This window comes from Arenimonas daejeonensis (assembly GCF_007993735.1).
Taxonomy (GTDB): Bacteria; Pseudomonadota; Gammaproteobacteria; order Xanthomonadales; family Xanthomonadaceae; genus Arenimonas; species Arenimonas daejeonensis.
On the sequence record NZ_CP042453.1, the window covers coordinates 1,119,756 to 1,140,669 of the forward strand.

Below are 20,914 nucleotides of genomic sequence, written 5' to 3' on the forward strand. Positions count from 1 at the left end.
CCAATGTCGCCCCCGCAGGCCCTGTGGTGTCATGCCGGACGGGACTTTTCCCGACCCACAGGAGCTGAGCTGATGAAATCCATTGCAAGCCTGGGATTGCTGGTGGCCTTGATCGCCGGTCCGGCCTTCGCGCAGAGCGTGAACGCCGACAGCCAGGCCGCCCCCGACCCGGTCGCGGCCCTGCAGGCCCTCAATGCCGAAGTGGCCCCGAAGAAACGCGAATTCGTGCAGCAGCAGCTGGCCCTCACCGAAGCCGAGGGCAAGGCCTTCTGGCCGGTGTACGACGCGCACCAGGCCGCCCTGACCAAGCTCAACGAACGGCGCCTGGCGAACATCGAAGCCTATGCCGATGTCTGGAACGCCGCGGCCACCGACGACAAGGCCATCGCCGCCGTCGCCACCGAGGCCCTGGACATCGAGAAGGACGAAGCCGCGCTGATGGAGCACACCTACGGCAAGCTCAAGGGCCATGTGCCGGTGGTCAAGGCGGTGCGTTACCTGCAGCTCGAATCCAAGCTGCGCGCCCTGATCAAGGTCGAACTGGCGGCGCGCATTCCCTACGCGCACTGAATGAAGGCGGCACCGCCCCGCACGATCGGGGCGGTGCCGTGCCGGACGCGTTAGGCTGTGGCTTCGAAACCGGAGGCGCGGCATGAAGATCGGATTCCTGTTCCTGGCCCTCGTGCTGGCCGCGCCGGCGGTCCGCGCCGAGGCGCTGTACAAGTGCACCGATGCGGCGGGTGCGGTCAGCATCCAGTCCAGCCCTTGTCCGAAGGGCAGTACCCAGGTCTGGAAGCGCGACGCCACGCCCGATCCCGGGCCGACGCCCGAACAGCTGGCTGCGCGCGTCGCGCTGGCCGAGGCCGAGGCGCAGCGCGCCGCCGAACAGGCACGCGAGGCGGAAGCCCTCCGGCTGGCCGAAGAGGCCAAACGCGAGGCGGAGGCGCAACGCTTGGCCGACGAGGCCGCCGGCCTGCGGCCGGAGCGCAAGAGCGAATGCACGCTGGCGCATGATTTCGCCGATGCGGCCGCCGCCAAACCCTGGCTCCAACTCAGTGACTTCCAGCAGCGCCGGCTGCGCGAGTGGGTGATCGAGCAGTGCCGCGATCCGGATGCGCCGGTGGCGGACGAAGCGACCTCGCTCTGACGGAGCGGTTTTCCTCGCGCCTGCGGGGGTGTTCTCCGGCATCGCGTGTTCGCGCCTTGCGCTGCAATGGTCCTCCCGACCGGAGGACCGCCGATGATCCGCCTGCTGTTGTCGTTGTCCTTGCTGCCGAGCCTGTCGGTGGCGGCCGAGTTGCACAAATGCCTGGCTGCCGGCGGCCAGCTCAGCTACCAGTCCGAAGCCTGTCCGGCTGGCGCACGCACCCTGTGGGTGCGCGATGTTCTGCCTGAAGCCTCGCCGCCGCGGCCTGCGGCGCGGACGACGGCCGCACCTGCGCCGACGACGCCCGCGCCGGCACGGACCAAGGCGGCGCGCGCCCGCCCACCGTCACGCGATCCGCAGGCCACCCGTTGCGCCAAGGCGCGCCGCGCCGCCGATCTCAGGCGCGACCGGGAATGGAGCCGGCTGGACTTCCGCCAGCGCTCCGAACTCGATGCCTCGGTGGCGCGTGCCTGCGCCCGCTGAGCGTCCGATGGCCGTTGCCCCCGGAGCGGGCATCAGCGGCGTTTCGGTTTGCGGGCAGGGGCGGCGGGCGCCGGCTTCGCGCGTCTTGCCGCCGCTTTCGTTTTTCCTGCGGGTGACGTCCGCTCGTCCGGTGGCGTCAGCAACTTCGCGTAGGCGCGCGCCTGGCCGAGCAGCCATTCGCGGAAGGCCAGCAGGCCGGCGTGGTCGTTCGAGCGCGCGGGATGCACCAGGTAGTGCGCGTAATCCGACTTCATGCGCTGGGGGCTGAGCACGACCAGCAGGCCGGCGTCGATCAGCGGCCGCGCCAGGGTCATGCGGCCCATGGCCACGCCCATGCCGGTGACTGCCGCGCGGTGCAGCGATTCGGCGTCGTCCAGGCGGGCCACGAAGCGCTTCGGCGCCGCTCCGCCGAAACGTGCGAACCAGTCCGGCCAGCGGCCGGCGTCGTCTTCCAGCAGCGGGTAACGCGACAGGTCCTGCGGCTGCCGGCCGCCGTGTTCGGCGACGAGCGCCGGGCTGGCGAGCGGCGCGATCCAGTCGTCGAACAGGTGCACCGCGGTCAGCCCGGGCCAATGGCCGGGGCCGTATCGCAGCGCGGCATCGACGGTGGAGTCGCGTTCGAAGTCCACCAGCGCGACGCTCGACTGCAGGTTGATCTCCAGTTGCGGGTGCGCCGCCAGGAACGACGGCAGCCGCGGCACCAGCCAGCTTGAAGCCATGGACGGAATGAGGCTGAGGGTCAGCACGTCGTCACGACGCGAACTGCCGGGACGCAGCGCGTGTTCAAGCGCATCGAACGGTTCCGACACCGCGTCGAACAGGCGTTGGCCATCGGCGGTCAGGCGGATGCCCCGCGGGCCACGGTCGAACAGGCGCTGCTGCAGCCGTTCTTCCAGGGCGCGGATCTGGTGGCTGAGCGCGCTGACGGTGAGGCTGAGCGTATCGGCCGCGCGCGAAAGATTGCCGGCGCGGGCGGCGGCCAGGAAACCCTGTAGCGGTTGCAGGGGCAGGCGGCTCATGTTGAAAATTCCTCAAGTCTGGATTGCAAACATGTCGCTACTACGGGGAGAAGCATCGCCCTATCTTGCATTTCCATCAAGTCACGCCGCCAATGCGGCCCCGGAGGAAACGATGAACATCTACAAGAACCTGATGTTCCTGCACGGCCATTTCACCGACCCGCACATGGACGACGGTTACACGACCAGTTACGGCAACCGCACAGCCAATGCCCGCAGCCTGCGCGAAAGCTGGGAGTCGGCGCACGAAGCGGTGGCCAGGACCATGGTCTCCCCGCGCCGTCGGAAGGTGCCTGCCGTGCCTGCCAGTCGATCCGCTAGGGACATGGCCGTTCCCACCCTGCCGGCGCCGACGGCCATCACGCACAATGCCGCGATGACCACCCCCAACAACCTGCGCGGCATCGTCGCGATGCTACTGGCCGTCGGCCTGTTTTCGCTGATGGACGGCGGCATGAAACATCTTTCCGGGCATTACCCGCCGATGCAGGTCGCGGCCATCCGCGGCCTGTCGTCACTGCCGCTGGTGCTGCTGTGGGTGCTGGCCACGGGCGCTGCCGCCAGTCTGTTGCGCGTGCGCTGGCCGCTGCACCTGCTGCGCGGGGTCCTGGCCATCCTGATGTTGGCGACCTTCGCCTATGCGCTCAGCCGCATGCCGCTGTCGAGCGCCTACGCGCTGTTTTTCGTCGCACCGTTGCTGATCACCGCGCTGTCGGTGCCGCTGCTGGGCGAAAAGGTCGGGCCGCGGCGCTGGACGGCGATCGCCGTGGGCATGCTCGGTGTATTGGTGGTGCTGCGGCCGACCGGCGAGGGTGTGTTCACCTGGGCCGGCCTGGCGGTGCTGCTGGCGGCAGCCGGCTACGCGCTGTCGGCGATCACGGTGCGCGTGCTGCACCGGACCGACAGCAGCCAGAGCATGGTGTTCTGGATGCTGCTGATGACCGGCGTCGGTGCCGGCGCACTGGCCTGGCCGCAGTGGGTGCCGCTGCTGTGGGCCGATGCCTGGGTGATCGCCGGCGTGGGGCTGGCCGGCTTCCTGGGCCAGGTGGCGATCACCGAAGCCTTCCGTTCCGGCGAGGCGTCCGTGGTGGCGCCGTTCGAATACAGCGCGCTGGCCTGGGGCCTGGGCCTGGACTGGCTGATCTGGCAGGCGCTGCCGGACGGCTGGACCTTCGCCGGCGCCGGCATCATCGTCGCCAGCGGCCTGTACCTGATCCGCCGCGAACGGGTGCATGCCGAGGCCGAACATCCCTGAAACCGCCCGGCCCCGCGGTCGGGCTATGCTTCCGGGGAGCCCGTTTCCCGGATCCGCGAATGAAGCTGCAGACCCTGATGCCCGCCGTCGCCACGCTCGCCCTGCTGGGCGGTTGCGGCGAGGCGCCGCCCGCCCCCGCCCCGACGGTGGAGGTGCCCGTCGCCGAGGCCGATGCCGACCGCGTGGACTGGAGCCGCTGCCGTATCCCGGACGTCGGCGTGCCCGTGCCCGGCCGTCTGTTCGTGGTGGACGGCGGCCCGCCGCCACCGGACGCCGAGCCCGGCCGCGAGTCGATCCGGCGCGTGGACGTGCGCGTGCCCGGCCCGGTGGCCCTGTTGCTGACAGCGCCCGACGCCACCGCCTGGCATGTGCGGGTGTCGCCGGAAACCCAATTGCGCGCCATCTTCGCCAGCGGCGTGGATTCCCAGCGCATCACCGGCCAGGGCCTGGGCCGCTCGCGACTGACGCAATCGGGTGCGTTCGGCGAACCCTGCGGCCGCTACTGGCTGGAAGGCGGCGCCGGTCCGGCGCTGGCCGAGCTGACCCAGGAAGTGTTCGGCCGGCCGCACGATGCCATCTACAGGATGCGCATCGGCAGCGTGATCATCGGTGGCACCGACCCGGGCCTGGACCAGCCGGTCGGCCACGGCGACTAGCGGTTGCCGAGCAGTTTTTCCAGGCGGTCGCGCAGTTCGGTGACTTCGGCCTCCAGCGCCTCCACGCGCGCTTCCAGCGAGCTGCGTGCGGGGCTGGCGGGCCGCGTGCTGACGGCCAGCAGTTCGGCCGATACCGGCCCGCACAACAGGTGCATGTAACGGTCTTCGCGCTGGCCGGCACCGCGGCCGAGATTGACTGCCAGGCCACGCTGGATCAGGCGCTCCAGCTGCTGGCGGGTGTCGTCCAGGTCGCGCGGGCCGCCCAGTCGTTCGCAGCGGGTCATCAGTTCGGCGGCGGTCTGTGCGCCGCGCAGCAGCAGCACGCCGACCAGGGCCTGCTGCTGCCGGGTGAGCGAATAGCCGGCGGACAGCCGATGTTCGTAACGCTGCGCACGCGCACCGTGCACCGAGTGCACCAGACCGCGCGATTCGAGCTCGCGCAGCGCGTGGCCGACTTCGCCGGCCTCCAGCTCCAGGACCGGATCGCGGTTGTTCTTCTGGTTGCAGGCCAGCTGCACGGCGTTGGCGGTGGGGATAGGCCTCGGGCGTGGCCGCTTCCTTCTCGGCCAGGCTGCCGAGGATGCGTGCCTCGACGGCGGTGAGCGGGGCGGGAGTGTCGTTGTCGGGGAAGTCATCGCGATTTGTCCTTGGCCTGGCCGGCATGATGCCCCAAGCCAGCCCGTTCTCGACGCGCTGCGTGCGCGCCGTGAAAGAGGTTAGGATGCCGCACCCCCGGCCCTACCGCGTCACGACATGATCCAGCTCATCGGTTTCGACGGCGACGATACCCTTTGGCACAGCGAGGGCTATTACCAGTCCGCGCACGCCGAATTCGAACGCATCGTCGGCCGCCACGCCGACCTGGCGGATGCCCGCCTGCACGAGCGCCTGCTAGAGACCGAGCGCCGCAACATCAAACTGTTCGGTTACGGCGCCAAGGGCATGACCCTGTCCATGCTCGAGGCCGCGTTCGCCGTGACCGAGGGCCGCATCACCTCGACCGACATGCACCGCATCGTCGAACTGGGCAAGCAGGTGATGGCGCACCCGGTCGAACTGCTGCCCGGCATCCGCGAAGCGGTGACGGCGGTGGCGCACCATTACCCGGTGGTGCTCATCACCAAGGGCGACCTGTTCCACCAGGAATTGAAGGTGGCGGCCTCGGGCCTGGCCGACCTGTTCCGGCGCATCGAGATCGTGTCGGAAAAGGACGCGCACGCCTACGCGCGGGTGCTGGGAGAATTCGGCGTCGAGCCCTCGGCCTTCGCCATGGTCGGCAACTCGCTGCGTTCGGACATCGAACCGGTGGTGCGCCTGGGCGGCTGGGGCGTGCATATGCCCTACCACGTGACCTGGGCGCACGAGGCCGAAAATGGCCTCGGCCCGGAGCATGGCGCGCGCGTGGCCACCGTGGACGAACCGTCGGGCATTCCCAAGGCGCTGGCCGCGCTGCAGGCGCGCGCCACCGCCCTGGTCGAAGGCCGCGCCTGACGCGGCGGACGATCCGCCGGCATCGGCCGCCGGTCGCTTGATAAGCTCGACCGGTCCCCGCGAGGCCCGCCATGTCCGATACCGCTCCGTTCGACCGCCGCGACCTCGAGTTCCTGCTTTACGCCGTGCAGGACGCCGCCGGCCTGTGTCGCCACCCGCGTTTCGCCGGCCATTCGCGCGACACCTTCGACGCCGCCATGGACGCCGCGCAGGCGCTGGCGCTGGCCAGGTTCGCCAACCACAACCGCGCCTCCGACGTGTGCGAGCCACGTTTCGTGGACGGCCGGGTCGAGATCATCCCGGACGTGAAGGCTGCGTTGGACGCCTATGCCGACGCCGGTTTCCCGGCCCTGCTGGCCGACGAGGACGAAGGCGGCCTGCAGCTGCCGTACACGATCGCGCTGGCCTGCGACGCGATGTTCGTCGCGGCGAACGTTTCCACCGCCGGTTACGCGCTGCTGGCGCGCGGCGTCGCCAACCTGCTGCAGGCGCACGCCACGCCGGAACAGTGCGCGCGTTACCGCACGCCGATCCTGCAGGGCCGTTTATGGGCACGATGTGCCTGAGTGAACCGCAGGCGGGTTCTTCGCTGGGCGACATCGGTACGCGCGCCGAACCCGCGGCTGATGGCAGCTACCGCCTCACCGGCGCCAAGATGTGGATCAGCGGCGGCGAACACGATCTGGCCGAGAACATCGTGCACCTGGTGCTGGCACGGCTGCCGGACGCGCCGCCGGGCGTGAAGGGCATCAGCCTGTTCATCGTGCCGAAATACCGCGTCAACGACGACGGCAGCCTGGGCGCGCGCAATGACGTGCAACTCGCGGGCGTGAACCACAAGCTGGGCCAGCGCGGCATCGTCAATACCTTCCTGAAGTTCGGCGAGAACGGCGACTGCCATGCCGAGCTGGTTGGCGCCCCGCACCGGGGCCTGGCGCAGATGTTCCACATGATGAATGAAGCGCGCATCGGCGTCGGCGTCGGCGCGGTGATGCTGGGCGTGGCCGGTTACCGCCATTCGCGCGACTACGCGCGCGAACGCCGGCAGGGCCGGCATCCCGACCAGAAGGACCCGGCCAGCCCGCCGGTGCCGCTGGTCGAACACGCCGACGTGCGCCGTATGCTGCTGCAGCAGAAGGCGTACGTCGAAGGCGCACTGGGCTTGGCGATGTACGCGGCGACCCTGGTGGACGCGCAGGCGCAGGACCCGGACGAGGGCAGACGCCGGGACGCCAACCGCTTGCTGGAACTGCTGACGCCCGTGCTCAAGGCCTGGTCGGCCGAATGGTGCGTGAAGGCCAACGACCTCGCCATCCAGGTGCTGGGCGGCTACGGCTACACGCGCGAATACCCGGTCGAACAGTACTGGCGCGACAATCGACTGAACCCGATCCACGAAGGCGCCAACGGCATCCAGGCGCTGGACCTGCTCGGCCGCAAGGCGCTGATGGACAACGGCGCCGCGTTCAAGTTGTTGCTGCATGAGATCGCCGCCACGGCGGCCGAAGCCGGCCGGGAAACGGAGCTGGCCGAACACGCCGCCGCGCTGGCGCATTTCGCCGCGCTGGCCGCGCGCACCACCGCGGGGCTCGGTGGCGCGATGGCCGGTGGCGAACTGCGCGTCGCACTCGCGAACGCACCGCGATATCTCAAACTGGTCGGCCACCTCACGGTGGCCTGGACCTGGCTGAAACAGGCGCAGGCCGCGCTGCGGATCACGCCGCGCAACGACGTGGAGCGTGATTTCATCGCCGGCAAACTCGCTGCCTGCCGCTGGTTCTTCGTGCATGAACTGCCGACGGTCGAACACGACGCCGCGCTGCTGGCGGCGCTGGACCGCTGCGCGCTCGACACCCGTCCGGAATGGCTGTGAGCCGCGGACCGGCCCCGGCTCAGTCCGGCGAGTAGCCCAGCCCCAGCATCACCGTCGCGCGGCTGTCCTGGTCCACGATCGGGCTGTCGGTGATTTCCGACGGAAACCAGCTGTAGCCCAGGTAGGTGAACACGCTCCAGCGCTTGCCGACCGGGTGCGTGGCCAGCAGCAGGAACTGCGGCGTCATCGCCGAACCCGGACGGTAGGCCGCACGACCCGGCAGGGCCTCGTCGTCGCGCACACCGAAGTAATAGTCGATCAGGTCCTCGTCCTGCCACTGCAGCGTCAACGAGGGCACGAAGGTCCAGCCGAAACGCCTGAACAGCGCCGAATACGACAGCTGCACTTCCTCGCCATAGCTGCGCCCGAGCAGGTCGGTGGTCACCGCAAGGTCGAACTGGCCGACCTTTTCACGGGACCACTTGGCCGCGAACCCGCCGTCGAGGGAAAAGTCCCGGTCGTCCATGCCCGCCAGGAAGGGCGAGTCCTTGGCCTTGTAGCCGTCGAGCCGGACCTGGAAAAAGCTGTCGATGGCGAAACCGCCGTTTTCGTAGAGATTGCCACCGGCGCGCAGGCCGCGGATGTGGAACCGTTCGCCCTCGAAGCGGACTAGGGGCGCGAACAGCAGGCCTTCGTCCAGGCCCACGTAGGGCGCATCGCGATTGGCGGCCAGCACGCCCAGGGTCCAGCGTGGCGGCGGGTCCTGTGCCTGCACGAGCGGGGCGGCAAGCAGCATCATCAACAGCAGCATGAGTCGCATGGCGGGAACCGGTTCGGGGAGGCCCATTGTGCGGGCATCCCGTCGAACCGGTGTGATTGCCGGCCTGCGGCCCGGATCAGGGCAGGCTGAAGTCGATCGGCACCAGGGCCCAGGCGGCGATCGGGCGGCCGTCGGGCGCGGTGGCCGGGTGGAAGCGCCACTTCGCCAGCACCTGGTCGCGCGCGGCCTTGTCCAGCGCGCGGTGGCCGCTGCTGCTTTCGATCAGCACTTCCTGCGGCCGGCCCTGTTCGTCCACCAGCACGCGCAGCGTCACCGTGCCTTCGTGCATGGCGCGCAGGGACGGGCGCGGGTAGCGCGGGGCCGGGTGCACGTCGTAGGCGAGGGTCGCCAGCGCCGGCGGGCCCGGGTCGAAACTGTCCACCGGTTCGCCCAGGTCCGAGGGCAGGGCGACTTCGGTGCCGGTGTCGATGACCGGCGCGGATTCGGTGACCGGCGTCTGCGCGATCTGCTGGGTGGGTGTCGGGCTGGGCTGGCGCGGCCTGATCTCCGGGATCGGATCGGGCGGGGGTGTTATCGGCGGCAGCAGTTCCGGCCGGACCACTTCGGGCACGACCACCTGCATCGGCGCAGGGCGTTCCGGCGGCGTCCAGCGGGTCGGCACCAGCAGCAGGCCCAGCACCACCATAGGTGCAGGCTGATGGCCAGGCTGGTGCCGGCGATGCGCTTGGCGTCGACTCCGGCGAATACGGATGGGTGGGACTGGCTGCGGACCATGGGGCACCTCCTTGGCTGGGCAAGCCTGTCAACGCGCCAGGGTCGAAAACGGGGTTGCTGGTCGCGCGACGCCGGAACCGGACGCCGCACCTGTGGTCCAATCGGCCTGGGACCTGGAGTCCGGTCCGCCGTGGAGAGAGCGATGTCCGTGTCGCGATACATGTTGCCGCTGTTGATTTCCGTGCTTCTGGCGCTGGCCGCGTGCGGCCGGGACGCGCCGTCGGGTGACGGGGCGACGGCCGGCCCGGACGATTTCCCGGATGCCGAAGTCGCGACCGACGGTGATTTCGAACGCGCCTGGCTGGGCGTGCTGCCCTGCGCCGACTGCGACGGCATCCAGACCCGCCTGGTGCTGCGCGCCGAAGATGGCGTGCGCCGCTACGTACTGGAAGAAACCTATCTCGGCGCCGAGGGCGACAACGCCTTCGTGCAGGAAGGCGAGTGGCGCGAGGAAACCACCTCGCTCGAGGGCGTCGACACCACCGTCTACCGCCTGGACCCGCAGGGCCCCGGCCGCTGGTTCTGGCTGCAGCCCGACGGCGGCCTGGAAATGCTCGAGGGCGAGGGTCGCGCGTCGCTGGACGGCCTGGCGTATCGCCTGCAGCGGTTGTGACCGGGGTTCCGGACCCGTTCATCTCCCTGGGGCACAATCGCCCCGTCCCCAAGGGCCAGGAAACCACAATGAAAAAGAGTCTCGCAGGTCTCGTGCTCACTCTCGGCCTGGCTTTCACGGCCGGCGCCCAAGCCGTCGTCGACAATTTCGCCTTCGGTTTCAGCCCGCGTACGGGCGATGCCTGGGTGGATACGCAGCTGGGCGACATCAACGTGTTCGCCCGCGGCAATACCGATGGTTTCATTGACGACGTGGTGGTCAGCTACGGCGCGCCGCGTTACCCTGCGGTGCGCGAGCTGTACTACGACCGCCGCTGGGCGCCGGGCGACATCTATTACGCCTGCGCCATCGCCTACCAGCTGCGCCGGCCGTGCCTGGAGATCGTGGACATCTACCAGCGCGACCACGGCCAGGGCTGGGGCGCGATCGCCAAGCGCCTGGGCATCAAGCCCGGTTCGCCGGCCTTCCATGCGCTCAAGGGCAACGTGGGCAAGGGCCACGGCAAGATGAAGGGCAACCAGGGGGCGGCAGGCCGTCCCAGGCCAGCCAGCAGGGCGGTCCGCCGGACAAGGGCGGCGGCCAGGGCCAGGGTGGCAATTCGGGCAAAGGAAAGGGCAAGGACAAGGGCGGCCGCTGAAGCGCGCCCGTCTTCGCCGGTGATGAAGTAGGCAGCCTCCGGGCTGCCTTTCTTTTCGCGGGTGCCAAGTGTCCCGTGGCCTCTGCCGACGCTGGCGGCAAACCTGATCCGAATGCGTAAACGTCATCGTGGCTGCCGGCCGGGATCGGCGCGCGCTGGCGCCTGCCGGAAATCGGCGCCTAAGATGTTTAATTCCTGCCCACCCGTTCGATAGGACGCCATGGACGAACGCCGGGACCGACGCGCGATCGACCGCCTGCTGGACGAGTTGCTCGACATGCCGGCGGAAGAGCGCGCACGGCGATTGGCGGCGCTGCGGGCACAGGACAAGGCGCAGGCGGAGGAGCTCGAACGGCTGCTTTCCTACTGCGTCCAGGACGGCGGCGACCTGGCGCCCGGGGCGCGCTGTCGGGTGGCCTGGCCCGCGAGGCGCTGCTTGGCGCCGGACCGGCCATGGAGACTCCCCGGGAACCGAGGTCGGCCCCTACGTCATCGAGACCCTGATCGGCCGCGGCGGCATGGCCGAGGTCTATCGCGCCAGCCGTGCCTTCGACGGCTTCGCACAGGTGGTCGCGTTGAAGCTCGTGCGTCCGGACAAGGTCGGCGGCAACCTGCGCGAGCGGCTGCTCAGTGAACAGCGCGCGCTGGTGCGGCTGGAACATCCGAACATCGCCCGTTTCCTCGACGCCGGCATCGCCGCCGACGGCAATGTCTATCTGGCCATGGAGCTGGTGGATGGTGGTCCGGTGGTCGAACAGGCCAACACGCGCCGGGCGGATCCCGCCACCCGCGTGCGCTGGATCATCGCGCTGTGCGATGCACTGGAACACGCGCATTCGCAGCTGGTCGTGCATTGCGACATCAAACCCTCGAACGTGCTGGTGGATCGCGACGGCCGACTGCGCCTGCTCGACTTCGGCATCGCCAGCGTGCTCAACGAAGCTGAACCGGCCTCGTCCGCGGGCCTGAAGCTGTTCACGCCCGACTGTGCCGCGCCCGAACAGCTGGGCGGCGAACCCGTCGGCACCGCCACCGACGTGTTCCAGACCGGTGCGCTGCTGTACCGGTTGCTGGTCGGCCTGCCTTGGCTGCGCCGGCCGGGGCTGGAAGCGGGCGATGATCTCGCGGCCGCGCTGCACGCATCGCCGATCGCGCCGAGCCGGCACCTGCGGACCGCGGCGGACGATCCCCAGGTGCGGGCCAATGCCGTGGCCTGCGGTTTTGCCGATGCGACCGCGCTGGCGCGCAAGGTGGACGCGCGCCTGGATGCCATCGTGCTCAAGTGCCTGGCGCGCGCACCGGCAGCACGTTACGCCAACGTCGCCAGCCTGCGCGCCGACCTGCAGGCCTGGCTGCAGCACCGGCCGGTGTCCGCGCTCGCCGCGGGCCGCGGCACCCGCACGCGCCTGTGGCTGCGCCGCAACGGCCGCGAGGCCGCGGTGGCGGTGGCGGGACTGGCCTGCCTGGCCCTGGTTTCGGCGGTGTACGTGCATCGTGTCACCGAAGAACGTGATGCCAAGGCGCGTGAACTGCAGCGCGCAGGCAGGCGGTGGAGGGATTCCTGGGTCGCGTGTTCGCGAGCAGGCCAGTCCCTACCTGCGCGAAGACAGCGAGAACGCGCTGCAGACCCTGGTGCGGGTCGGTGACTCGATGCTGGCCGACGATCCGCAGATGGACCCGCGTACCCGCTTCAGCCTGTCCGTGGTGCTGGCCGGGCTGGAGATGGACCAGGGTCTGCCCGCACGGGTGGAAGCGCGCGCGCGGAAGGCCCTGGCGCACGATGGTGCGTCGGCCGAGCCCATGGCCCGCCTGCGCCTGCAGCGACTGCTCGCGGCAGCGCTTGCCCAGCAGGAGCGGGTTGCCGAAGCCGTCGAAGTGCTGGAAGGCGCGATGGCCGGCCTGCAGGCGCCGGCATCGGCCGTGGAAGCCAACGCCAGGGCGCTGCTGCAGGCGCAGCTGGGCAGCCAATACGCGGCCAGCGGTCGGCTGGACGAGGCGACCGCACAGTTCGACGCCGCGTTCGACGTGCTGGTGTCATCGGAAACACCGATGGATGGCGAGTCGCTGCAGGCCCTGGACCGCCTGGCGCGCAACCTGGATTTCGGGCAGCGCGGCGAGGACCTGGAGAAGGTGAACGCCGTGCTGCGCCGGTTGTCGGTGGCTCCCGCCGGCGAATCGGCGATGCACAAGGCGCTGCGGCTGCAGGCGCTGGGTTACGTGGAAGGCCTGGCGGGGCGACCGATCGAAGGCGCCGAACGCAGCCGGGAAGCGGCGGGCGTGCTGGCCGAAGCGCTGGGACCGACACATCCGCAGGTCGCGAAGGCGATGGGCGCCGCCTGCACGAACTTCATCAATGGCGGCGGCATCGTCCAGGCGCGCGAGACCTGCGCGCGTGCGGTGGAGATGGAAGTCGAAGGCGGGCGGGGTGATGGCGCCCGGGCGAGGAACATCCGCGTCAACGTTTCGATCGTGGACCTGATCCGCGGCGACTTCGTGTCGGCCGCCGCGTTGATGGAGCAGGTCCTGGAGGGTGTCGAAAGGGAGTCGGACCCGCAGCTGCACATGTTCGGCGAAGGTGTGCTTGCACGCGTGGACCTGCGGCAGGGCCGCTATCGCGAATCCCTGGCGCGCCTGAACATGTTGTGGACGATGGCGCAACGCGACTTCGCGGAAAACGAGGACCTGAAGGCGGAAATCGGCGGCACGCGCGCCGAGGTGCTGATCGAGCTGGGGCGCCTGGGCGAGGCCCGGCGTGCGCTCGACGAAAGCGAGATGACGGCCGAAACGGGCGGCCTGCGCGACCGTGTCCTGCCGGGGCGCCTGACCACCCGCGGCAATCTGGCGGCCGCCCAGGGACAGCGCGAAGAGGCGGTGGATCTGGTCGAACAGGGGCTGCGCGGCTTCGAGGCGCATTCCGCGGTGTCGCCGCTGGAGATGGGCTGGGCACTGCTCGACAGCGGCGAGGCGTTGCTGCGCGCGGAGGCTATGCCCCGCGCGAAGGAAATCTACGAGCGGGCGCTGGGCACCGGTCTCGAACCGGACCGGCATCCCGCGCTGTGGGCCTGGGCGGTGCTGCGTCTTGAGCAGCTGGATCCGGGTCGATACGAACAGGACACCCTGGAACGTGCGGTGCAGATCGCGCGGCACCAGTTCGGTCCTTCGGGAGGCCAGGCCACGCCCTGCCTGCGCCTGCCGCCGGCACTGGGTGGCGACCCGGAGCCGGAGCTCAGGGTGCGGACAACATGTCTTTGACCCAGGCGCGGGCGCGCATCCATTCGCGCTGCACGGTGCGCAGCGACAGGCCCAGCGCCTCGGCGGTTTCTTCTTCCGTCAGCCCGGCGAAGAAGCGGCACTCGAACACCCGCACCAGGCGGATGTCCACGTCGGCCAGGCCGCGCAGGGCCTGGTCCACCAGCAGCAGTTCCTCGGCTTCGCCCTTCACCGGGATGTCCAGGCCGTGGATGTCCTGCATCAGCGGATTGGCGCCGCGTTTGTCGGTGAGCTTCTGCCGCGCGTAGGAGACGATGTACTGGCGCATCGCCTGGCTGCAGATGGCCATGAAGTGCGCCTTGTCGTTGGCGTCCAGCGCACGCTGGCGCACCAGCTTCAGGTAGGTCTCGTGCACCACGCCGGTGGTGTCCAGCGTCAGGTTCGGCCATTGGCCGACGTGGCGGTGGGCCAGTCGGCGCAGGTCGTCGTAGACCAGGGGCACCAGCCGGTCCAGGACGCCGGGGTCGCCGCGGCGGTAGGCGGCGAGCAGATCGTGCAGGGTTTCGTCCATGGGCGGGGTCGAATATAGGCAGGGCTGGAGACAGCGGCAACTTCGCCGGTCCGGTACCGCCGCCCGTTAGACTTCCCCATGATTCCGCTGCCCGCCCTTGCCGCCACCCGCCTGTCCGTCGCCCCGATGATGGACTGGACCGACCGCCACTGCCGCGTATTCCATCGCCTGCTGGCGCCGCATGCGCGGCTGTATACCGAGATGGTGCACGCGCAGGCGGTGATCCACGGCGACCGCGAGCGACTGCTGGGCTTCGATCCGGTCGAACATCCGGTGGCGCTGCAGCTGGGCGGCAGTGATCCGGCGCACCTGGCGCAGGCGGCACGCATCGGCGCGGACTGGGGTTACGACGAGATCAACCTCAATGTCGGCTGCCCGTCCGACCGTGTGCAGGCCGGGCGTTTTGGCGCCTGCCTGATGCGCGAACCCACGCTGGTGGCCGAGGGCGTGGCGACGATGATCGCCGCGTCGTCGGTGCCGGTGACGGTGAAATGCCGGCTGGGCGTGGACGAGATGGAGGATTACGACGTCTTCCGCGCCTTCGTGGATACCGTGGCGGCGGCGGGCTGCGCACTGTTCGTGGTGCATGCGCGCAAGGCCTGGCTGCAGGGCCTGAGCCCGAAGGAGAACCGCGAGATCCCGCCGCTGCGCTACGACTGGGTATACCGCCTCAGGCGCGAGTGCCCGGGCCTGCGCATCCTGATCAACGGCGGGATCGCCACGATCGAGGATGCTGTCGCTCAGCTCGATCATGTCGACGGCGTGATGATCGGCCGCGCCGCATACCACGAACCCTACCGCCTGCACCTGATGGACCGCGCGATGTTCGCGCCGGATACGCCGCCGCTTGCACGCGGCGACCTGCTGCGCGCGCTGCGGCCGTATGTCGAGGACTGCCGCTCGCGCGGCATCGCCGTCAAACACCTGACCCGGCACATCCTCGGCCTGTTCCATGGCCAGCCCGGCGGCCGGGCGTTCCGCCAGGTGCTCAGCGAAGGCGCGCCGCGCAGCGACGCGGGCTGGGATCTGATCGAAGGCGCGCTGGCGATGACCGAACGTCGCGAGCACGCCACATGATCACCCGCGACATCACCGCCTTCCTTGCGCTCGCCCAAGCCACGCCGCCCGACGCCGGCCCGGCCTGCGCGAAGGCGGTGTTCCTGGTTGCGCCCGAGGGTTTCGCGCTGGCCGAACAGTCCGCCAGCGACAACGCCTACATGGACCTGGGCGTGGTCGTGGATCCGGCGCGCGCACTGGCGCAGCACCGCGACCTGCAGCGGCAGCTGGCCACCGCCGTGCCTGCCATCACCTTTCCCGGCGATCCCGCCGCGCCGGATGGTTTGTTCCCCAACAACGTCTTCGCCACCGCGCCGGGGCGGCTGGTCATCGGCCGCATGCGCCACCCGGTGCGCCAGCGTGAGGCCGAACGTGCCGACATCCGCGCCTTCTTCACGGCCATGGGTTATGCGGAGACCGACCTGCGCATGCAGCCCGGCGTCTGCGAGCTCACCGGTTCGCTGGTCATCGACCGGGCCCGCGGCCTGGGTTTCGTCGGCCTGGGCGAGCGCTGCGACGAGGCCGGCGCCGCCGCCATGCATGCTGCTTTCGGCCTGCGCGCGACCCTGGTGTTCGACCTGGCGCCGGGCGAGTACCACACCAATGTGGTGATGAGCGTGCTGGCCGGCCGTGCCCTGGTGATCTGCCCGTCCGGCTTCGCCGACCCGGCGGTGCCGGCGGCCCTGGCCGCGCTGTATGCCCCGCAGGTGATCACGCTGACCGCAGCCCAGAAGGCGGCGTTCGCGGGCAATTGCATCGCCGTTTCACCGGACCGGGTGTTCATCAGCCAGGCCGGGGCCGAGGCCTTGGGGGATGGGCAACGCCGGACCCTGGCCGAGGCCGGCTTCGCCCTGGCCCCGGTGGCCCTGGACGAGATCGAGAAGGCGGGCGGCTCGCTGCGCTGCTGCGTGGCTGAAATCTACTGAGCCCTGAACCCGGGCCGCTTCCAAGTGATTGACGGGATTAGGGTTCAGACCGGATTCACCGCCTTCCGCCCAGACTTCGCCGCACTACCGGCCTAGCCGGCCCGCCACCACGAGGCTAGTATCCCGACGATGCTGAACGTCCTGCGCCCCCTTTTGCTGATCGCTGCCCTGGCGGCCATGCCGTCCGTGCAGGCCGAAACGGCGCGTGCGCAGCGTGACGATGCCGGGGCCCGGGTCCGCCAGGTCGAGCGTGATGGCGGCCGGGTGCTGCAGGCCCAGCCGATGCAGCGGGGCGGCCAGGAGGTCTACCGGCTGAAAGTGCTGACCCCGGAAGGCCGGGTCCGTGTCCTGCAGGAAGCTCCGCAGGAGCGTGCCCGCCCACCCGAACCGCGGACCACCCGCAGCCAAGCGGGTCCACGTTCCTGGGCAACCGGTCTTCGGTCCAGGACCAACAGATGGAACGCGCCCGCGAACGCCGTGCCAACGCCGCCGGGCGTGGCGGCGACCCCGCCCGCGACTGACCGATCCGGCCCACCGGCCGGCCCCTTTTGTCGAAAGGAGACGACATGCGCGTACTGCTGGTCGAGGATGAAGCTCCGCTGCGTGAAACCCTGGCCGCGCGCCTGAAGCGCGAAGGGTTCGCCGTGGACACCGCCGGTGACGGCGAAGAAGGCCTGTACCACGGCCGCGAAGTGCCGTTCGACATCGCCGTGATCGACCTGGGCCTGCCCAAGATGTCGGGCATGGACCTGGTGAAGGCACTGCGCGCCGAGGGCCAGAAATTCCCGATCCTGATCCTGACCGCGCGTTCGAGCTGGCAGGACAAGGTCGAGGGCCTGAAGTCGGGTGCCGACGATTACCTGGTCAAGCCCTTCCACGTGGAAGAGCTGCTGGCCCGCCTCAATGCGCTGCTTCGCCGCGCCGCGGGCTGGTCGAAACCCTCGCTCGACTGTGGTCCGGTCAAGCTCGACCTCTCGGCCCAGACGGTCACCGTCAACGGCAGCGGCGTGGACCTGACCAGCTACGAGTACAAGGTGCTCGAATACCTGATGCTGCACGCCGGCGAGCTGGTGTCCAAGGCCGACCTGACCGAGCACATCTACCAGCAGGACTTCGACCGCGACTCCAACGTGCTGGAGGTCTTCATCGGCCGCCTGCGCAAGAAGCTTGATCCCGAGGGCGAGATCAAGCCGATCGAGACCGTGCGCGGTCGCGGCTACCGTTTCGCCATCCCGCGCGACGAATAAGCCGCCATGCGCGGCTGGCGCACGCTCTCGCTGCAGGCCCGGCAGCTGGCCGCGGCCAGCCTGGCGCTGGTGGCTTTCCTGGGCTTCACCGGTTACGCGCTGGACCGCGCTTTCGTGGACACCGCGCAGAATGCCCTGCGCGAACGCCTGGCTGACTTGGCCAACGGCTATCTCTCCGGTTCCGAACTCGATCGCGGCCGCGCCTTCATCTCGCCGGAAAACCCGCCCGACATGCGCTTCATGATCCCGGGCAGCGGCCTGTACGCCAGCGTGCGCGGCGAAGGGCTGCGCTGGGAGTCGGCGTCGTCGCTGGGCCGTTCACTGCCGCCGGTGGAGTTCCTGGATCCGGGCCAGCGCCGTTTCGAGGGCCCGCTGCGCATCATTGACGCGCGCGGCATGGAGAACAGCGTCTACGCCTATTCGATCGGCGTGATCTGGGAATCGGCCGGCGACTTCCGCCTGACCTTCAGCGTGTACGAGGACGCGGCCCAGATCCAGGACCAGGTGAACATCTTCCGGCGCGCGCTCTGGGGTTACCTGGGCCTGGCGGCGGTGCTGCTGGTGCTGGTGCAGGTGCTGGTGTTGCGTTGGAGCCTGCTGCCGCTGAGCAATGTCGAGCGCGAACTGGCGCGGGTGCGCCAGGGCAAGAGCCTGCGCCTGTCCGGCTGGCACCCGCGCGAGCTGGAGTCGGTCACCGAAAGCATCAACAGCCTGATCGAGAGCGAGCGCAGCCACCTCGAGCGCAGCCGCAACACGCTGTCGGACCTGGCGCACAGCCTGAAGACGCCGCTGGCGGTGCTGCGCGCGCGCCTGGACGCCGGCGCCAGCCACGAGGAACTGCGCCACGAGGTGTCGGCGCAGGTGCAGCGCATGAACGAGATCGTGTCCTACCAGCTGTCGCGCGCCGCGCAGCGGCCACGCCCTGTTCGCCGCGCCGATCGAGATAGAGCCGCGCGCCGAGGAGATCGTCGCCGGGCTCGAGAAGGTGTACGCGGGCAAGGGCGTGCTGTGCGAGTTCGAGATCGACGCCGCGGCGCGTTTCCACGGCGAGCTCGGCGACCTGCAGGAACTGCTGGGGAATCTTCTCGAGAACGCCTTCAAATGGGCGGACAGACGCGTGCTGCTGAGCGTGCAGGTGGAACCGGCGCCGGCCAACCGCCGTGCCGGCGTGGCGATCGCGGTCGAGGACGACGGCCCGGGCATCCCGGCCGAGAAGGTCGAGCGCCTGCTGCAGCGTGGCGTGCGCGGCGACGAACGTGTGCAGGGCCACGGCATCGGGCTGTCGATCGTGCAGGACATCGTGACGGCGTATCGCGGTGAACTGAAGGTCGAACGTTCGCCCGAACTCGGCGGCGCACGTTTCGCGATCCGCTTCCCCCGCCATCTGACCCCCGGAGAAAATGGGGACAGAGAACCTATTCGTTTCAAACGAATAGGTTCTCTGTCCCCGTTTTTCTTTCAGATGTCCGGGGTGGCGAGGGGTGAGGGGCCGTAGAAGCGGCGCAGGTGGGCGGCAACTTCCGGCATTTCCCGCGCAAGCAGTTCCGGTGCGGTGAAGTGGTATTCGCTGGTGACGGCGAAAAATTCCTCGGGGGCTTCCGCGGCGTAGTCGTCGATCGGCGTCGGCAGGCCGGCATCGAGCTTCGCGCACAAACTTTCGTATGCCGCCTGGAAGTCGCGTGCCCATTCGCGCTGCCAGGCGCCGGGCAGTGGCGGCGTGCCGTCCATCGCGCCGTCGAGCGCGTCGAGCTTGTGCGCCATCTCATGCGCCACCAGCAGGAAGCCCGGTTCGGGATCGGCCAGGTCGGCGGCGATGTCGTCCCAGCTCAGCACCATCGGCCCCTGCTCCCAGGCTTCGCCGGTCAGGTCCTCTTCCCATTCCGCCACCACGCCGGTGTGTTCGTCGTGGTGGCGTCGGTGCACGCGGAAGGCGCCTGGATAGACGACCACCTGCGACCAGCCGCGCAGTCCCTCGACGCCGAATTCCAGCAGCGGCAGGCAGGCCAACGCCGCCAGGTGCAGGCGCTGGCGCGAATCCAGCTCAAGGCCGTGCAGCGGCGTGATGGTCTTGCCGGCGAGGAACCGGGCCGTCAGGGCGAACAGCCGCTCGCGCCGCTCGGGCTCCAGGCGCGCCAACCAGGGAATGTCGGCGAGCAGCGCTGGCATCGCCCGGCGTGAGCGCGGGCGGCTTGGGACGCAGTCGGTCGAGCAGGGATCTCATGCCCGCAGACTGCGGGCGGCGGTGCGACGAAACAAGTCGCTCAGCGGATCATGCCCGGCAGCAGGCTGTGCCAGCGCGGCGTGCCGCGCACGGTGGTGCTGCGCGGACGCACCGGCGCCGGTGTGCCCGGGCGGGCGGTGGTGCCCGAGGTTTCGTTGGCCGGGGCTTTTTCCGGCGCCACTTCCGACTTCGGACAACCGCTGGTCTCGGGATTGGCCTGCGCGGCTTCGGCCGCGATCGCGTCCGCGGCGAACAGGGCGAAGCTGAGAACGAGCAGCGGGCGGATCATGGGCGTCACCTGCGGGCGGGAATGACCTTTGGGATGCCGGCCGGGTGCCAAAGGTTGCAGCGGATTCTATACCGGTTGCCGGACACTCGTCCGGCGCCCGGATGCCGCAGCGCAGCATGGCGCCGTGCCGGGCGCTTGCGGCAGACTCCGGCAGCCCATGAATGCCGCCTTCCTTGAACTGCCGCGCCCTCTGATCCGTGGCCCCGCGCTGCGTCGCGCCCTGATCGCCGGCGCCCGCCGGGTGATCGCCCAGCGCGAGACCCTCAACAAGATCAACGTGTTCCCGGTGCCCGACGGCGATACGGGCAGCAACCTCGCCTTCACCTGGGCGGGGTGCTGGCCGGTGCGCTCAGCCGCCGCACCGGGGCGCGGGCGACCTGCTGCGCCGGGTCGGCGAGGATGCGGTGGACGGGGCGCGCGGCAATTCGGGCGCCATCCTGGCGCAGTTCCTGACCGGCGTGGCCGAGGCCGTCGGCCCGGCGCGTGCTCTCGAACCCGAAGCCCTCGCGCGCGCCGTTCGCGCCGGCGCCGAATCGGCCCGCTCGGCACTCGGAGCCGAAGGAAGGCACGATCCTGAGCGTGATCGCCGCCTTCGCCGAAGCACTGGAACAGCGCGGCGGCAACGGTGACCTGGGCGACTGGTTCCGGCGCGCGCTCGAACACAGCCGCCGCGCGCTCGCCAACACCCCGAACCAGCTCCCGGTACTCGCGAAAGCCGGCGTGGT

General features: G+C 69.8%; 20 protein-coding genes and 4 pseudogenes. 17 read left to right on the forward strand and 7 right to left on the reverse strand.

What is annotated here, in order from left to right:
• Positions 1-72: 72 nt before the first annotated feature.
• From FRZ33_RS05325 to FRZ33_RS05335, 3 genes are all read left to right on the forward strand, one after another.
• Positions 73-570, forward strand: coding sequence for a hypothetical protein (locus FRZ33_RS05325; RefSeq protein WP_146908155.1), 498 nt, complete (start codon positions 73-75; stop codon positions 568-570).
• 82 nt (positions 571-652) lie between these two features.
• Positions 653-1,147, forward strand: coding sequence for a DUF4124 domain-containing protein (locus FRZ33_RS05330; protein WP_146908157.1), 495 nt, complete (start codon positions 653-655; stop codon positions 1,145-1,147).
• Between the two features lie 93 nt (positions 1,148-1,240).
• The gene (locus FRZ33_RS05335; protein WP_146908159.1) at positions 1,241-1,630 is read left to right on the forward strand and encodes a hypothetical protein; all 390 of its coding nucleotides are present in this window, start codon (positions 1,241-1,243) and stop codon (positions 1,628-1,630) included.
• Between the two features lie 32 nt (positions 1,631-1,662).
• Here the strand turns inward: FRZ33_RS05335 and FRZ33_RS05340 are convergent, their stop codons facing one another.
• Positions 1,663-2,649 carry a LysR substrate-binding domain-containing protein gene (locus FRZ33_RS05340; RefSeq protein ID WP_146908161.1) on the reverse strand — a complete coding sequence of 329 codons (987 nt, stop codon included), beginning with the start codon at positions 2,647-2,649 and terminating at the stop codon, positions 1,663-1,665.
• A gap of 376 nt (positions 2,650-3,025) precedes the next feature.
• Here FRZ33_RS05340 and FRZ33_RS05345 point away from each other — a divergent pair, with 376 nt between their 5' ends.
• On the forward strand, positions 3,026-3,904 hold the full coding sequence (locus FRZ33_RS05345; protein ID WP_265468756.1) for a DMT family transporter: 879 nt from the start codon (positions 3,026-3,028) through the stop codon (positions 3,902-3,904).
• 59 nt (positions 3,905-3,963) lie between these two features.
• Positions 3,964-4,560, forward strand: coding sequence for a hypothetical protein (locus FRZ33_RS05350; protein ID WP_146908163.1), 597 nt, complete (start codon positions 3,964-3,966; stop codon positions 4,558-4,560).
• Here FRZ33_RS05350 and FRZ33_RS05355 read toward each other — a convergent pair.
• A pseudogene (locus FRZ33_RS05355) lies at positions 4,557-5,223 on the reverse strand (YceH family protein). The gene FRZ33_RS05350 and the pseudogene FRZ33_RS05355 sit on opposite strands and share 4 nt — an antisense overlap.
• Before the next feature lie 90 nt (positions 5,224-5,313).
• Between FRZ33_RS05355 and FRZ33_RS05360 the strand changes: the two are divergent.
• The 3 genes from FRZ33_RS05360 to FRZ33_RS05365 all read left to right on the forward strand — a co-directional run bounded on the left by FRZ33_RS05360 (position 5,314) and on the right by FRZ33_RS05365 (position 7,924).
• Complete coding sequence (locus tag FRZ33_RS05360) at positions 5,314-6,051, forward strand: HAD family hydrolase (protein WP_146908165.1); 738 nt, start codon at positions 5,314-5,316, stop codon at positions 6,049-6,051.
• A 71-nt stretch (positions 6,052-6,122) separates the two neighbouring features.
• On the forward strand, positions 6,123-6,617 hold the full coding sequence (locus tag FRZ33_RS16055) for an acyl-CoA dehydrogenase family protein (RefSeq protein ID WP_227978146.1): 495 nt from the start codon (positions 6,123-6,125) through the stop codon (positions 6,615-6,617).
• On the forward strand, positions 6,599-7,924 hold the full coding sequence (locus FRZ33_RS05365; protein WP_227978148.1) for an acyl-CoA dehydrogenase family protein: 1,326 nt from the start codon (positions 6,599-6,601) through the stop codon (positions 7,922-7,924). The genes FRZ33_RS16055 and FRZ33_RS05365 overlap by 19 nt, the downstream gene beginning before the upstream one ends.
• 19 nt (positions 7,925-7,943) lie before the next feature.
• On the opposite strand, the gene FRZ33_RS05370 is transcribed toward FRZ33_RS05365, so the two are convergent.
• Both FRZ33_RS05370 and FRZ33_RS05375 read right to left on the reverse strand, forming a co-directional pair.
• Positions 7,944-8,684 (reverse strand): MipA/OmpV family protein, encoded by a 741-nt coding sequence (locus tag FRZ33_RS05370; RefSeq protein WP_158637092.1) that lies wholly within the window; start codon positions 8,682-8,684, stop codon positions 7,944-7,946.
• A gap of 76 nt (positions 8,685-8,760) precedes the next feature.
• Positions 8,761-9,330 (reverse strand): energy transducer TonB, encoded by a 570-nt coding sequence (locus tag FRZ33_RS05375; protein WP_146908168.1) that lies wholly within the window; start codon positions 9,328-9,330, stop codon positions 8,761-8,763.
• Between the two features lie 231 nt (positions 9,331-9,561).
• Here FRZ33_RS05375 and FRZ33_RS05380 point away from each other — a divergent pair, with 231 nt between their 5' ends.
• The 4 genes and pseudogenes from FRZ33_RS05380 to FRZ33_RS16065 all read left to right on the forward strand — a co-directional run bounded on the left by FRZ33_RS05380 (position 9,562) and on the right by FRZ33_RS16065 (position 13,921).
• A complete protein-coding gene (locus FRZ33_RS05380; protein ID WP_158637093.1) occupies positions 9,562-10,032 on the forward strand; it encodes a copper resistance protein NlpE in 471 nt (156 codons plus the stop codon).
• A 68-nt stretch (positions 10,033-10,100) separates the two neighbouring features.
• A complete protein-coding gene (locus tag FRZ33_RS05385) occupies positions 10,101-10,700 on the forward strand; it encodes a hypothetical protein (RefSeq protein ID WP_146908172.1) in 600 nt (199 codons plus the stop codon).
• Positions 10,701-10,797: 97 nt separating this feature from the next.
• Positions 10,798-11,751, forward strand: a pseudogene (locus FRZ33_RS16060) (serine/threonine-protein kinase); the annotation flags it as partial.
• A 442-nt stretch (positions 11,752-12,193) separates the two neighbouring features.
• Positions 12,194-13,921, forward strand: coding sequence for a hypothetical protein (locus FRZ33_RS16065; protein WP_227978150.1), 1,728 nt, complete (start codon positions 12,194-12,196; stop codon positions 13,919-13,921).
• Here the strand turns inward: FRZ33_RS16065 and FRZ33_RS05395 are convergent.
• Positions 13,896-14,450, reverse strand: coding sequence for an ECF-type sigma factor (locus tag FRZ33_RS05395; RefSeq protein WP_146908176.1), 555 nt, complete (start codon positions 14,448-14,450; stop codon positions 13,896-13,898). The genes FRZ33_RS16065 and FRZ33_RS05395 overlap by 26 nt on opposite strands.
• 78 nt (positions 14,451-14,528) lie before the next feature.
• Here FRZ33_RS05395 and dusA point away from each other — a divergent pair, with 78 nt between their 5' ends.
• The 4 genes and pseudogenes from dusA to FRZ33_RS05415 all read left to right on the forward strand — a co-directional run.
• A complete protein-coding gene (gene dusA / locus FRZ33_RS05400) occupies positions 14,529-15,527 on the forward strand; it encodes a tRNA dihydrouridine(20/20a) synthase DusA (protein WP_146908178.1) in 999 nt (332 codons plus the stop codon).
• Positions 15,524-16,432, forward strand: coding sequence for an arginine deiminase-related protein (locus FRZ33_RS05405; protein WP_146908179.1), 909 nt, complete (start codon positions 15,524-15,526; stop codon positions 16,430-16,432). Before dusA ends, FRZ33_RS05405 begins: the two co-directional genes overlap by 4 nt.
• Positions 16,433-16,998: 566 nt before the next feature.
• A complete protein-coding gene (locus FRZ33_RS05410; RefSeq protein WP_146908181.1) occupies positions 16,999-17,679 on the forward strand; it encodes a response regulator transcription factor in 681 nt (226 codons plus the stop codon).
• A 6-nt stretch (positions 17,680-17,685) separates the two neighbouring features.
• Positions 17,686-19,057: pseudogene (locus FRZ33_RS05415) on the forward strand (ATP-binding protein); the annotation flags it as partial.
• A gap of 80 nt (positions 19,058-19,137) precedes the next feature.
• Here the strand turns inward: FRZ33_RS05415 and FRZ33_RS05420 are convergent.
• On the reverse strand, positions 19,138-19,845 hold the full coding sequence (locus FRZ33_RS05420; protein WP_146908183.1) for a M90 family metallopeptidase: 708 nt from the start codon (positions 19,843-19,845) through the stop codon (positions 19,138-19,140).
• Positions 19,846-19,940: 95 nt separating this feature from the next.
• Positions 19,941-20,189 carry a hypothetical protein gene (locus FRZ33_RS05425; RefSeq protein ID WP_146908184.1) on the reverse strand — a complete coding sequence of 83 codons (249 nt, stop codon included), beginning with the start codon at positions 20,187-20,189 and terminating at the stop codon, positions 19,941-19,943.
• 404 nt (positions 20,190-20,593) lie between these two features.
• Here FRZ33_RS05425 and FRZ33_RS17605 point away from each other — a divergent pair.
• Positions 20,594-20,876, forward strand: a pseudogene (locus FRZ33_RS17605) (DAK2 domain-containing protein); the annotation flags it as partial.
• Between the last annotated feature and the right edge of the window lie 38 nt (positions 20,877-20,914).